Consider the following 13,778-nt stretch of genomic DNA (forward strand, 5'->3'; position numbering starts at 1 on the left):
TCCTTGATTGGCGCGCAAGTGTCGCGCCAGTCGGGGCACAAGGCAATGGTTGCGTTGCGTAACAAAGGGCCACTAAGCTCAGGCTCCAATGACAAGAACAGCCGCCGAGGTTTTACCTATGCCGCAGCAATGGCCAGCCGCCGATATCGCCCGAATGATCCTCGATGGCTTTGACGATTACCGCGAGCATTTCCGCCAGATCACTGACGGTGCGCGTGCGCGATTCGAACAGGCCCAGTGGCAGGAAACGCAGTCGGCATCGGCCGCGCGGATCAATCTCTACGAAGACAAAGTCGCTGAGACGGTGGAACGCCTGCGCTCCTCTTTCCAGACCGAGGCGTTGATGGACGTCAGTTGCTGGCCGCTGGTCAAGAGCGCGTATATCAGCCTGATCGACCTGCGCTTCGACGATGAACTGTCCGAGACCTGGTACAACTCGATCTTCTGCGGGCTGTTCAGCCATGACCTGATCAGCGACGGGTGCATGTTCATCCACACCACCCGGCCGAGCCTGCGCCGTGCTCGGGCCGCGCAAACGCGCATCTACAAGCCCCAGGGCCAGTTGTCCGGAATGCTCGCGAGCATTTTCTCCGACTACCGTTTTGGCGAAGATTACGCCGACCTGCCAGGAGACCTGCGCCGCCTCGAAGCGCAACTGCGCGAGAACTTGCCGGACTGGGTCTGCAAGGACCCGGAACTGAGCGTCGAACTGTTTTCCTCGGTGCTGTACCGCAACAAGGGTGCGTACCTGGTGGGGCGCATCTACACCCGGGACGAGCAATGGCCGCTGGTGATTCCGCTGCTGCACCGTGAAGGTCGCGGGATCCAGATTGATGCGCTGATCACCGATGAAGCCGACGTGTCGATCATTTTCTCGTTCACCCGCTCGTATTTCATGGTGGATGTACCGGTGCCGGCCGAATTCATTGGCTTCCTCAAGCGAATACTGCCGGGCAAGCACATCGCCGAGCTGTACACCTCGATCGGTTTCTACAAGCATGGAAAGTCCGAATTTTACCGGGCGCTGATCAACCACCTGGCCAACACCGACGACCAGTTCATCATGGCACCCGGCGTGCGCGGCATGGTGATGAGCGTGTTCACCCTGCCGGGCTTCAATACCGTGTTCAAGATCATCAAGGACCGCTTCTCGCCGTCGAAGAACGTCGACCGCGCCACGGTGATTGAGAAGTATCGCCTGGTGAAGAGCGTCGACCGGGTTGGCCGCATGGCCGATACCCAGGAATTCGCCGACTTCCGTTTCCCGTTGAGCAAGTTCGACCCGGCATGCCTGGAGGAGCTACTTGAAGTGGCAGCCTCCACGGTGTCGGTGGAAGGCGACACGGTACTGATCCGCCACTGCTGGACCGAACGACGGATGACCCCGCTCAATTTGTACCTGGAAAACGCCAATGACGATCAGGTTCGCGAAGCGTTGGAGGATTACGGCCTGGCGATCAAGCAACTGGCGGCGGCGAATATCTTTCCTGGCGACATGCTGCTGAAGAATTTCGGCGTCACCCGTCACGGCCGCGTGGTGTTTTATGACTACGACGAGATCTGCTTCCTGACCGAAGCCAACTTCCGCCATATCCCGCAACCGCGCACGCCTGAAGATGAAATGGCATCAGAACCGTGGTATTCGATCGGGCCGCTGGATGTGTTCCCAGAAGAATTTCCGCCGTTCCTGTTTGCCGACGCGGGGCAAAGGAAGCTGTTCGATCAGTTGCATGGCGAGTTGTACAACGCCGATTACTGGAAAAGCCTGCAGGAGGCAATTCGGGCGGGCAAGGTGATTGATGTGTTCCCGTATCGGCGCAAGGGCCTCGATAACGAGTGACTTGTTGCGCCCGCTGCGCGGCCGATCGCGAGCAGGCTCACTCCCACACTGGAACTATTGCGACCACAAGAATGGGGGCGCCGCAGTCAAATGTGGGAGTGAGCCTGCTCGCGATCGGCCGCGCGCGGTCGTAAAATCTGCGACAATCGTCCGCCTGCGCCACTAGACGACTGAATTGCGTACCCGATGACCGACGAATCGCCCTCCATCGACAAACTGCTGAAAAACCTCGATCACGCCATGCTCGCCGACCGCCACCGGCTGCGTCGGCAGCTGCTTGAGCTGCGCAAGAAGCCGGACGAAGCCAAGCTGGCGCAGTGGGTGACTCGCATGCAGGCGTCCTGCGACCAGGTGCTGGCGCGGCGTGCCAGCCTGCCGGTGGTGCGTTATGACGACAGCCTGCCGATCGCCGCCAAGCGCGATGAGATCAAGGCTGCGTTGCTCAAGCATCAGGTATTGATCATCGCGGGCGAGACCGGCTCGGGTAAAACCACCCAGTTACCGAAAATCTGCCTGGAAATCGGCCGTGGCCAGCATGGCCTGATCGGCCACACGCAACCTCGTCGAATTGCCGCCCGCAGCGTGGCGAGTCGGGTTGCCGAAGAACTGGGTACGCCATTGGGGGCGCTGGTCGGCTATCAGGTGCGGTTCGAGGACCAAAGCGATTCCAACACCCTGATTAAACTGATGACTGACGGCATCCTGCTGGCGGAAACCCAGAACGATCGTTACCTGGAACGCTATGACACGATCATCGTCGACGAAGCCCACGAACGCAGCCTGAACATCGACTTCCTGCTGGGTTACCTGAAAACCCTGCTGCCCCGTCGCCCCGACCTTAAGGTCATCATCACGTCGGCCACCATCGATCTGGAGCGCTTCTCCAAGCATTTCGATGATGCGCCGATCGTTGAAGTCTCCGGTCGCACCTTTGCGGTGGAAACCTGGTACCGCCCGCTGACCCTGGAGCAGGACGAAGAGGGTAACCGCGTCGAAGATGACTTGACCGTGGATCAGGCGATCCTGGCCACCCTCGACGAAATTGCCGCGTTCGAACGCAGCGAGCGCAAAAGCCCTGGCGATGTGCTGGTGTTCCTGCCCGGCGAACGAGAAATCCGCGACGCTGCCGACATGCTGCGCAAGGCCCAGCTCAAGCACACTGAAATCCTGCCGCTGTACGCACGGCTGTCGCCGGCCGAACAGCAGCGGATCTTCCAGTCGCACCCGGGCCGTCGGGTGGTACTTGCCACCAACGTTGCGGAAACCTCGCTGACCGTGCCCGGCATCCGCTACGTGATCGACAGCGGCACCGCGCGTATCAGCCGCTACAGCTATCGGGCCAAGGTCCAGCGCCTGCCCATCGAAGCGATTTCCCAGGCCAGCGCCAATCAGCGTAAAGGCCGTTGCGGCCGGGTCGAACCGGGCATTTGCGTACGCCTGTACAGCGAAGAGGATTTCATTGGGCGCCCGGAATTTACCGACCCGGAAATCCTGCGCACCAACCTCGCTGCCGTGATCCTGCAGATGCTGCATCTGCGCCTCGGCGAGATCACCGATTTTCCGTTTATCGAACCACCCGATGGTAAAGCCATCAGCGACGGTTTTAACCTGCTACAAGAGCTCTCGGCGGTAGACCGCAACAGCCAGCTGACACCGCTTGGTCGCCAGCTGGCGCGGCTGCCGGTAGACCCGCGCATGGGCCGTATGCTGCTTGAAGCCGCTAGGCTCGGTAGCTTGCAGGAAGTGCTGATAGTCGCCAGTGCCATGTCGATCCAGGACCCACGCGAGCGTCCACCCGAGCGCCAGCAGGCTGCTGATCAGGCCCATGCCCAGTGGAAAGATGTGGACTCGGATTTCGCCGGGCTGGTCAATCTGTGGCGTGGTTTCGAGGAGCAGCGCCAGGCACTGACCGCCAGCCCGCTGCGCAACTGGTGCCGCAAGAATTTCCTGAATTACCTGCGCCTGCGCGAATGGCGTGACTCCCATCGCCAGCTGAGCCTGATCTGCCGCGACATGCAACTGAGCCTCAATAAAGAGCCGGCGGATTACCCGAAACTGCACAAAGCCGTGCTCTCCGGTCTGCTTAGCCAGATCGGCCAGAAGGCCGACGAGGGCGATTACCTCGGTGCTCGTCAGCGACGTTTCTGGATTCATCCATCGTCCGGCCTGGGCAAGAAACGTCCGCAATGGCTGATGACCGCCGAGCTGGTGGAAACCACCAAGCTCTATGCGCGTATGGTCGCCAAGATCGACTCTGACTGGATCGAGCCGCTGGCCGGCCACCTGATCAAGAAAAACCACTTTGAACCCCATTGGGAGAAGAAGCGCGGGCAGGTGGTGGCTTACGAGCAAATCACCCTGTTCGGGCTGATCGTGGTCGGTCGCCGTCCGGTGCATTACGGTCCGATCGATCCGGTGGTTTCGCGAGAGCTGTTCATCCGCGAAGGCCTGGTGCGGGGCGAGATTCAGTCCAAAGCCAAATGCCTGTCGGCCAATGCGCAGTTGCTGGAACAGCTCGACGAACTGGAAGCCAAGGCCCGTCGTCGCGACATCCTGGCCGACGAAGAAACCCTGTTCGCCTTCTACGATGCGCGGTTGCCGGCGGAGATCCACCAGACCGCGACCTTCGACAGCTGGTATCGCGTCAACAGCCAGAAAGATGCGCAGTTGCTGATCATGCGCGAGGAAGACGTGTTGGCCCGGGAGGCCAGCGAAGTCACCGCGCTGCATTATCCGGACACCCTGCACATCGGCGATCTGGAGCTGGCCCTCAGTTACCATTTCGAACCGAACCATCCCCGGGACGGCGTGACCCTGCGCGTGCCAGCGCCATTGCTACCGATGCTGCCACCGGAGCGCCTGGAATGGCTCGTGCCTGGCGTAATCGAGGCCAAGTGCATAGCCCTGGTGCGCAACCTGCCCAAGGCTCTGCGGAAAAACTTTGTGCCGGTGCCGGATTTCGTCAAGGCCGCACTGCAGCGCATGACGTTTGCCGAGGGCTCATTGCCCCAGGCACTGGGGCGCGAATTGCTGCGCATGACCGGCGCGCGGGTCAGCGATGAAGCCTGGGCTGAGGCGGCGCAGCAGGTTGACAGCCATCTGCGCATGAACCTGGAAATCGTCGATGGCCAAGGCAAATTCCTCGGCGAGGGGCGCGATCTGGCCGAACTGACTGCGCGTTTTGCCGAGGCCAGTCAGGCCGCGCTGGCCGTGCCGCACACTGCCAAAAGTCAGCAGCCGGTGGAGGCGAAGGTGTTTGCCGCAGTGGCGGAGAAAACCCAACAGAAGATCGCCGGGCTGTCGATGACGGTCTACCCGGCGTTGGTGGAAGAAGCCGGCACCGTCAAGGAAGGGCGTTTCTCGACCCCGGCCGAAGCCGAATTCCAGCATCGTCGCGCCTTGCAGCGCCTGCTGATGCAGCAACTGGCGGAGCCGGCCAAATTCCTCCGTGGCAAGTTGCCGGGGCTGACTGAGCTGGGGTTGATGTACCGCGACATGGGGCGCATCGACAGCCTGGTGGAAGACATCCTGCTGGCCAGCCTTGACAGTTGCATTCTTGAGGGCGAAGACCCGCTGCCCCGCGATGGCGCCGGACTCGCGGCATTAGCTGAGCGCAAACGCGGGGGGTGGACCGAGCACGCCGAGCGCTTGGCGAGGTTGACCCTGGACATTCTCAAGCTCTGGCATGGTCTGCAGAAGCGCTTCAAGGGCAAGATCGACCTGGCACAAGCCGTGGCCTTGAACGACATCAAGCAACAACTTGGCAACCTCGTGTATCCGGGCTTTGTGCGCGAGACGCCAATGCAGTGGCTCAAGGAATTGCCGCGTTATTTGAAAGCCATCGAGCAGCGCTTCGAAAAACTTGGCGCGCAGGTGCAGAAGGATCGGGTCTGGAGTGGCGAACTGTCCGGTCTGTGGGCGCAATACCAGACTCGCGCGAACAAGCACGCCCAGGAAGGCAAGCGCGATCCGCAACTGGAGTTGTATCGCTGGTGGCTGGAGGAATACCGGGTTTCGCTGTTTGCCCAGCAGTTGGGCACCAAGGTGCCGATCTCGGACAAGCGCCTGAATAAGCAGTGGACCCAAGTCGAGCCATAAACGCTGTAGCAAGGAAGATTACCTGTGGCGAGCGAGCTTGCTCGCGCGGGGCTGCGCAGCGGCCCCCAAATTTTGTGAGCGCTGCGCACCCAAGCGGCAGCAAGCTCCCTCGCCACAAAAGCTCCCTGCCACATTGGGTCCGTGTTTCATCCAGCAAATAGGGCCAAACCCCGCGCTTTATGGCAAACTTCGCGCCTATAAACGCCGGCCCTGCGGTTTTGAGCCTTCGCGGCTGCAGGCGCACCGGAATAAAGCGATGCCAGGTTTGCGTCCCCCGGATGGGAATAGACCCTTTGTGTGTTGGTACGTCGGTGCCAATGCTTTCTGCCTGAACAGATTAGAGAAACGACCATGCATAATGTCGTCATCAGTGGCACCGGCCTGTACACCCCGGCCAACAGCATTTCCAACGAAGAGCTGGTGCAGTCTTTCAACGCTTATGTCGCGCTTTTCAACGCCGACAACGCCGAAGCGATCGCTCGCGGCGAAGTCGAAGCCTTGACCGAGTCCAGTGCCGCGTTTATCGAAAAAGCCTCTGGCATCAAGAGCCGTTTTGTCATGGACAAGGACGGCATCCTCGATCCGCGGCGCATGGCGCCACGTCTGCCGGAACGTTCGAATGACGAATGGTCGGTGCTGTGCCAGATGGCCATCGGTGCTGCCGAGCAGGCTCTGCAACGCGCCGGCAAGACCGCTACGGACATCGACGGTGTTATCGTCGCCTGCTCCAACCTGCAACGCGCCTACCCGGCCATTGCCATCGAAGTCCAGGAAGCGTTGGGCATCCAGGGGTTCGGCTTCGATATGAACGTTGCCTGTTCGTCAGCGACCTTTGGCATCCAGGCTGCAGCCAACAGCGTGCAACTGGGCCAGGCCCGGGCCATCCTGATGGTCAACCCGGAAGTCTGCACCGGCCACCTCAATTTCCGTGATCGTGACAGCCACTTCATCTTCGGTGACGCGGCCACAGCGGTGATCATCGAGCGTGCCGACCTCGCTACCTCCAAACACCAATTCGATGTCGTCAGCACTAAGCTGCTGACCAAGTTCTCCAACAACATCCGCAACAACTTCGGCTTCCTTAACCGCGCGGCGCAAGAGGGCATCGGTGCCAAGGACAAGCTTTTCGTGCAGGAAGGCCGCAAGGTATTCCGCGATGTATGCCCAATGGTGGCCGAGCTGATCGCCACTCACCTGGAAGAAAACCAGTTGAACGTGACTGACGTGAAGCGCTTCTGGCTACACCAGGCCAACCTCAGCATGAACCACCTGATCGTGAAGAAGCTGCTGGGCCGCGAGGCTACGGAAGAAGAAGCACCGGTGATTCTTGATACCTATGCCAACACCAGCTCTGCGGGTTCGGTGATTGCGTTCCATAAGAACCAGGAAGACCTGGCGGCGGGTTCGCTGGCGGTGCTCAGCTCGTTCGGCGCCGGCTACTCGATCGGCAGCGTGCTTCTGCGCAAGCGCTGAAGTTCATACCCACCTATACACATTCACTGTAGGAGCGAGCTTGCTCGCGATGGTCGTCAACAATGCCGCTGGGAGCCTGGCACCCCGCGGCGCTCTCACGACCATCGCGAGCAAGCTCGCTCCTACCGTGGAACGGGGGAATGTGCGAACGCAAAAAACCCGCAATGCACTATCGGACGGATGATGGGGACCGATAGCGCAAAGCGGGTTTGGAAAGGCGACTCGGGCATCCCTGCCCGAGCCGAACAGCGGGTTATCAGAACTTGGCTTCAGCATCCAGTTGCAGGGTGTTGATTTTCGAGTCGCGCAAGGTGGCGTTGGTGTAGTCGGATTTCGCCATCAGGTAAGTCGCGCCGAGGGAGAAGTTCTTGTCCAGCTCGTAGCTCACCTTCAGCTTGCTGCCGCGCGAACCGGTGAAACCGTTGGCGAAGTCAGAGTCGGTGAAGGCGCCAACCACTGCGTTACGCTGTACGTCGCGATAGTTGTAGTCCAGGCCGAAACCGTAGACCTTGGTCTTCACACCTGCCAGCCAGCCCATGTCCTGATCGTTGCTGGCATCCTGGTTATTGACCACCTGGCCATACAACGACAGCGGCATTGCCAGGCCACCGATGTCCAGCTGACCGAAGCCTTCGTACAGCTTGAATTGCTCGTTCGGGGTGTTGCCGTTGGTGGCCAGTACCGATGGAATGCTGGTGCCGCCTGCGGTGATGTCGTCGTCGTTGTCATAGCCGTAGATGCTGCCACCCAGGGTCAGCTTCAGGTTGTCGGTGATGGCAAAGCGCGCGCCCAACTGGCCGGCGTACAGGCGCAGGTCGTGCTTGAACTGCACGCCTTCACCGTCGACGTTATCCTTGAGGGTGTAGTGACCGGCGCTGCCGAACAGTTCGGTGCTCGCGCCCAGCGGGTATTTGTAAGTGACGGCCAGGCCTTCCGGGCTGATATCGCTATCCCAGATGATGTCGCCCATGCTCACCCATTGCTGCGGCATCTTGCCGCCTACGATGTGCAGGTTCTTGATCGCGTCTGGGTGGTAGTCGACGTAACCCTGGTCCAGCCAGATAGACTTCTTGTCAAAGTAGTTGTCCAGGCTCTGGTTGGTGGAGCGAGCGTCGTCGTTGTTGCCGGTAGCGATACGGATACCGGTGTCGACTTGCGGGTTGATCTCGGTGTAGGCACCCAGGCGGGCACGAACGCGTTGGCGATTCGCATCCCGGTTGTTGGAAACGCCATCGTTCTTGATGGTTTCCTGACGGAAACGCACGTCGCCTTTGAACTGGGTCTTGGCCGCCCAGGCCAGTTTCTGGTCGAAAGTGCTCAGTGCGTCTGTCTTCTTCGCGGTGGCCGCGATCTGCTCGTTGGTCTCTTGCTGAGCCTGACGGGCGATTTGCTGGTCTTTCTGATCCCTGGCCAGCTCGGCTTGCAGTTCGCTGTATTGCGCATTGGTAATCGAGCCGTTTGCCTTGAGCATGTCGAGCAGTTTGGCGTCGACTGCGGCACTGGCCGGAACGCTCATGGCCAGCAACAGACCACCACACAGGGCCGCCGCAGTTTTCGTGGAAGCAAGACGCATATCAATCTCCGAAGATGAGAGTGGATGACTGAGCCATCCAGGGCACAACCGACCTTTGATGGACGGAACACAGTGGCGGGGTAGACCCCGACGCTCTAAAAACAGGCGCCAGTATCGCGATCGTTTATGACAGCGCGGTGGCAAAGTGATGGCGTTGCGATGACGATACGAATTCGCCTGGAATGCCTTTTCCAGAGCACTGCGGTCGGATAGGTCGTGTAGCTTGCGCCGCGATAAGCGATACTCGCGGGGCTTTCACGCATTCAGGTGAAGAGGAATTTATGCCGTTGCAGCGACTGGAAAATCTGTCCGAAATTGCCCCGCATACCTGGGATGCCCTGGTTCCGGAGGCCCAGCCGTTTCTGCGCCATGCCTTTCTCAGTGCCTTGGAAGACAGCGCCAGCATCGGCCCGCACTCCGGCTGGCAGCCCGAGCATCTGTTGCACGTCGAGGGCGATCGGCTGATCGCCGCGCTCCCCAGTTACCGCAAGTGGCACTCCTATGGTGAGTACGTGTTCGATCACGCTTGGGCGGATGCCTGCGAGCGGGCGGGTATCGACTATTACCCCAAGCTGCTGACTGCCGTGCCGTTCAGCCCGGTTAGCGGGCCGCGCCTGCTGGCGGCCAGCGTGGAGGAAGGCTTTGAATTGCTGCAAAGCCTGCCGGGTTACCTGGAGATCGAAGGACTTTCCAGCGCCCACATCAACTTCACCGATCCTTTTACCGATGCCGCACTGGCGCAGCAGCCGGGCTGGTTGCAGCGAATCGGCTGCCAGTACCACTGGCAAAACCGTGGTTACCGGGATTTCCAGGATTTCCTCGACGCCCTCAGTTCGCGCAAGCGCAAGCAGATGCGCAAGGAACGCGAGCAGGTCGCGGGGCAGGGCATCGAGTTCGAGTGGCTGGAAGGGCGGCAACTGAGCGAGGCGCAGTGGGATTTTGTCTATGCCTGTTACGCCAACACTTATGCGGTGCGGCGACAGGCGCCCTACCTGACGCGGGCGTTTTTCAGCCTGTTGGCCGAGCGTATGCCCGAGTCAATTCGGGTGGTCCTGGCCAAACAGGGCGCACGCCCGGTGGCGATGGCCTTCAGCCTGGTGGGGGGCGGCAGTTTTTACGGGCGCTACTGGGGCTGCCTGGCGGAATTCGACCGCCTGCACTTTGAGACCTGTTTCTATCAGGGCATGGATTATGCCATCGCCAATGGCTTTCAGCGCTTCGACGCCGGCGCTCAGGGCGAGCACAAGTTGATCCGCGGCTTTGAACCGGTGATCACCCATTCCTGGCACTACTTGCGCCATCCCGGTCTGAAGTCGGCGGTCAAAGACTTCTTGCAGCAGGAGCGTCGGGGTGTGCTGGCTTACGCCGAGGACGCGAGGACCGCCCTGCCTTATCGACAGGAATGATCCTCGCACCCGGTCTCAGCCGTCTTCCTTGCCCAGCCAGCGGTAGGTCACTCCGCCGACCACCGCACCGAGCAACGGCGCGACCCAGAACATCCACAACTGCGCGATCGCCCAGCCTCCAACGAGCAGCGCCGGACCGGTACTGCGGGCCGGGTTGACCGAGGTGTTTGTCACGGGGATCGAGATCAGGTGGATCAGCGTCAGGGCCAAGCCGATGGCGATTGGTGCCAGTCCCGCCGGCGCGCGCTTGTCGGTGGCGCCGAGGATGATCAGCACGAACATTGCCGTCATTACCAACTCGCAGACAAAGCCTGCCGCCATCGAGTACTTGCCGGGAGAGTGTTCGCCGTAGCCGTTGGAGGCCAGCCCCGCCGACAGATCGAACCCTTCCTTGCCGCTGGCGATGTAGTAGATCAGGCCTGCAGCGATAATCGCGCCGATCACCTGAGCGACGATGTAGGCAGGCAGTTCCCGGGCCGGGAATCGACCGCCGACGTACAAACCGACAGAGACTGCCGGGTTCAGATGACAACCGGAGATATGGCCAATGGCGAAGGCCATGGTCAGTACCGTGAGGCCAAACGCCAGGGCCACACCCAGTACCCCGATTCCAAGCGGAGAAGACGCGGCCAAGACCGCACTGCCGCAACCTCCCAACACCAGCCAGAACGTGCCGAACAACTCAGTAACTGAACGTTTGAACAGAGACATGAGAGCGTCCTTGATAGGCTTCCTATCGAGACTGTATCGAGTTATGCATCCTGCAGATTTACGACAGGCTCGTCTCCAGAACCTTGCCTGAGTACAGCAGGATTTTTGTGGAATGCCAGCGCCGAAAAAACCGCCAGGGCGCGTGGTCAAGGGGCTATGGCGGTTTTATGTTTGTAAGTTGCTCCCACAGGGGCGGGGGGAACTCAGTCGATCCCGACGAATCCGCCCGTCTGGTGCTGCCACAACCGCGCATACAATCCGCCATGGGCGAGCAATTCGGAATGGCTGCCGGTTTCCGCGATCCTGCCGTTTTCCAGCACTACCAGGCGGTCCATCCGCGCGATGGTCGAAAGCCGGTGGGCGATGGCGATCACGGTCTTGCCTTGCATCAGGGTTTCGAGGCTTTCCTGGATCGCGGCCTCGACTTCCGAGTCCAGTGCCGAGGTGGCTTCGTCCATGATCAGGATCGGCGCGTCCTTGAGCAGCACCCGGGCAATGGCGATCCGCTGGCGCTGGCCGCCGGAGAGTTTCACACCTCGCTCGCCCACATGCGCATCAAACCCGGTACGGCCTTCAGAGTCCGACAGCAGCGGTATGAACTCATCGGCGCGGGCCTTGCGCACGGCTTCCCAGAGTTCAGCGTCGGTGGCGTCGGGTTTGCCGTAGAGCAGGTTGTCGCGAATCGAACGGTGCAGCAGCGAAGTGTCCTGGGTGATCATGCCGATGCGCTCGCGCAGGCTTTCCTGACCGACTTCGGCGATATTCTGGCCGTCGATCAGGATGCGCCCGCCTTGCACGTCATACAGGCGCAACAGCAGGTTGACCAGGGTCGACTTGCCGGCACCGGAGGGCCCGATCAAACCGATCTTTTCACCCGGCCTGATGGTCAGGTTGAGGTCGCCGATGATCCCGCTCTTCTTGCCGTAGTGAAAATCGACCTGTTCGAAACGCACCTCGCCACGAGGCACTGTTAGCGGTTTGGCCTGATCGCGGTCGGTCACGCTGACCGGTTGCGCGATGGTCTGCAAACCGTCCTGGACCATGCCGATGTTTTCAAAGATGCCGTTGACCACCCACATGATCCAGCCGGACATGTTGACGATGCGAATCACCAGGCCGGTCGCGAGGGCAATGGCGCCAACCGAGATCAGCGACTGGGTCCACAGCCATAGCGCCAGGCCGGTGGTGCTGACGATCAGCAGGCCGTTCAAGCTGGTGATCACCACGTCCATGCTGGTGACGACGCGGCCGGCCAACTGGGCCTTTACCGTTTGTTCCTCGATGGCCTCCTTGGCGTATTGCTGTTCGAAGTTGGTGTGGGCAAACAGCTTCAGCGTGGTGATGTTGGTATAGCCGTCAACGATCCGCCCCATGAGTTTGGAGCGGGCATCAGAGGACACCACCGAGCGTTCCTTGACCCGTGGGACGAAATAGCAGAGCGCGCCAATGTACGCCGCGATCCACGTCAGCAAGGGCATCATCAGGCGCCAGTCGGCTTCGGCGAACAGCACCAGCGAACTGATCGCATAGATCAGGACATGCCACAGCGCATCCACCGCTTGCACGGCGGAATCGCGCAGGGAGTTGCCAGTCTGCATGATGCGTTGGGCGATGCGGCCAGCGAAGTCATTCTGGAAGAAATTAAGGCTTTGTTTGAGCACGTAGCTATGGTTCTGCCAGCGGATCAGGCTGGTCATGCCGGGGCTGAGTGTCTGGTGCACCAGCAGGTCATGCAAGCCGACAAAAATCGGCCGAAAGACCAGAGCGACCACCGCCATCCAGGCCAGTTCGATGCCATGCTCCTGAAAAAAATTGACGTTGGGTGTGCCCTGGGTCAGATCGATGATGCGGCTCAGATAACTGAACAGAGCCACTTCGATCAGCGCACCGATCAGGCCGACAACCAGCAGGGCGGCGAAACTCGGCCAAACCTGCTTGAGGTAATAGGTGTAGAAGGGGAGAACCCGATCTGGCGGTGCCGCCGTAGGTGCATCACGGAAAATGTCGATCAGTTGTTCAAAACGGCGATAAAGCATCGGCTCTCCGCCCGCGCACGGGCTCTCCTTTGACAATGCGAACGGCGCCGTCACAGGCGCCGCTCGGTACTGGCCGTGCAGCTTAGTCGATGCGTTTGGCCGACTTGATGAACACAGGATCCGCCGGCACATCTTTCATGCCGCCGCGCATGGTAGTCGGTGAGTTGACGATGATGTCGACCACGTCCATGCCCTTGACGACTTTGCCGAACACCGCATAGCCGTCGCCCTGGTCGAGGAAATCGTTATCCTTGACGTTGATGAAGAACTGGCTGGTGGCCGAATCCGGCGCCGAAGTGCGGGCCATGGACAAGGTGCCACGTACGTTGACCAGGCCGTTCTTGTGCTCGTTCTTGATCGCCGCCTTGGTGTCTTTTTGTTGCATCTGTTGAGTGAAGCCGCCGCCCTGGACCATGAAGCCAGGGATCACGCGGTGGAAGATCGTGTTGTTGTAGAAGCCGCTGTCTACGTACTCAAGAAAGTTCTTGGTACTGATCGGCGCTTTGACTGGGTCCAGTTCGATTTCGATCTGGCCATTGGTGGTTTCCAGCAGCACGTGCGGCGCCTTGGCGGGTGTGGCGGCCATCAGGTTGGCGGCAAACAGAACGGTGCCAGCGGCGAGGGCGATTTTTTTCAGCATG

The 13,778-nt window shown here is 60.3% G+C and carries 8 protein-coding genes; 4 read left to right on the top strand and 4 right to left on the bottom strand.

Going from position 1 to position 13,778, the window contains the following annotated elements; all coding sequences use genetic code 11:
* Positions 1–118 precede the first annotated feature (118 nt).
* From aceK to L9059_RS06285, 3 genes are all read left to right on the top strand, one after another.
* Positions 119–1,840 carry a bifunctional isocitrate dehydrogenase kinase/phosphatase gene (aceK, locus tag L9059_RS06275; RefSeq protein WP_247289326.1) on the top strand — a complete coding sequence of 574 codons (1,722 nt, stop codon included), beginning with the start codon at positions 119–121 and terminating at the stop codon, positions 1,838–1,840.
* Between the two features lie 186 nt (positions 1,841–2,026).
* A complete protein-coding gene (gene hrpA, locus L9059_RS06280) occupies positions 2,027–5,938 on the top strand; it encodes an ATP-dependent RNA helicase HrpA (protein WP_247289328.1) in 3,912 nt (1,303 codons plus the stop codon).
* 351 nt (positions 5,939–6,289) lie between these two features.
* Entirely contained in the window at positions 6,290–7,411 is a 1,122-nt protein-coding gene (locus L9059_RS06285; RefSeq protein WP_247289330.1) for a beta-ketoacyl-ACP synthase III, read from the top strand.
* Positions 7,412–7,667: 256 nt separating this feature from the next.
* Here L9059_RS06285 and L9059_RS06295 read toward each other — a convergent pair whose 3' ends face one another.
* The gene (locus tag L9059_RS06295) at positions 7,668–8,984 is read right to left on the bottom strand and encodes a putative porin (RefSeq protein WP_247289332.1); all 1,317 of its coding nucleotides are present in this window, start codon (positions 8,982–8,984) and stop codon (positions 7,668–7,670) included.
* A gap of 281 nt (positions 8,985–9,265) precedes the next feature.
* On the opposite strand from L9059_RS06295, the gene L9059_RS06300 reads away from it, so the two are divergent.
* Positions 9,266–10,390, top strand: a complete 1,125-nt coding sequence (locus tag L9059_RS06300) for a GNAT family N-acetyltransferase (protein WP_247289334.1) — start codon at positions 9,266–9,268, stop codon at positions 10,388–10,390.
* Positions 10,391–10,405: 15 nt separating this feature from the next.
* On the opposite strand, the gene aqpZ is transcribed toward L9059_RS06300, so the two are convergent.
* The 3 genes from aqpZ to L9059_RS06315 all read right to left on the bottom strand — a co-directional run bounded on the left by aqpZ (position 10,406) and on the right by L9059_RS06315 (position 13,777).
* Entirely contained in the window at positions 10,406–11,101 is a 696-nt protein-coding gene (gene aqpZ / locus L9059_RS06305) for an aquaporin Z (protein WP_247289337.1), read from the bottom strand.
* Positions 11,102–11,304: 203 nt separating this feature from the next.
* Complete coding sequence (locus L9059_RS06310) at positions 11,305–13,137, bottom strand: ABC transporter ATP-binding protein (RefSeq protein WP_247289338.1); 1,833 nt, start codon at positions 13,135–13,137, stop codon at positions 11,305–11,307.
* A gap of 82 nt (positions 13,138–13,219) precedes the next feature.
* Positions 13,220–13,777, bottom strand: a complete 558-nt coding sequence (locus tag L9059_RS06315) for a peptidylprolyl isomerase (protein WP_247289340.1) — start codon at positions 13,775–13,777, stop codon at positions 13,220–13,222.
* Position 13,778 lies beyond the last annotated feature (1 nt).

This window comes from Pseudomonas violetae, assembly GCF_023072615.1.
GTDB lineage: Bacteria > Pseudomonadota > Gammaproteobacteria > Pseudomonadales > Pseudomonadaceae > Aquipseudomonas > Aquipseudomonas violetae.

Coding starts and splice junctions, on each gene's coding strand:
- hrpA (WP_247289328.1), top strand. CDS start 2,027: ATGACCGACGAATCGCCCTCCATCGACAAACTGCTGAAAAACCTCGAT.
- L9059_RS06315 (WP_247289340.1), bottom strand. CDS start 13,777: ATGCTGAAAAAAATCGCCCTCGCCGCTGGCACCGTTCTGTTTGCCGCC.
- aqpZ (WP_247289337.1), bottom strand. CDS start 11,101: ATGTCTCTGTTCAAACGTTCAGTTACTGAGTTGTTCGGCACGTTCTGG.
- aceK (WP_247289326.1), top strand. CDS start 119: ATGCCGCAGCAATGGCCAGCCGCCGATATCGCCCGAATGATCCTCGAT.
- L9059_RS06285 (WP_247289330.1), top strand. CDS start 6,290: ATGCATAATGTCGTCATCAGTGGCACCGGCCTGTACACCCCGGCCAAC.
- L9059_RS06295 (WP_247289332.1), bottom strand. CDS start 8,984: ATGCGTCTTGCTTCCACGAAAACTGCGGCGGCCCTGTGTGGTGGTCTG.
- L9059_RS06310 (WP_247289338.1), bottom strand. CDS start 13,137: ATGCTTTATCGCCGTTTTGAACAACTGATCGACATTTTCCGTGATGCA.
- L9059_RS06300 (WP_247289334.1), top strand. CDS start 9,266: ATGCCGTTGCAGCGACTGGAAAATCTGTCCGAAATTGCCCCGCATACC.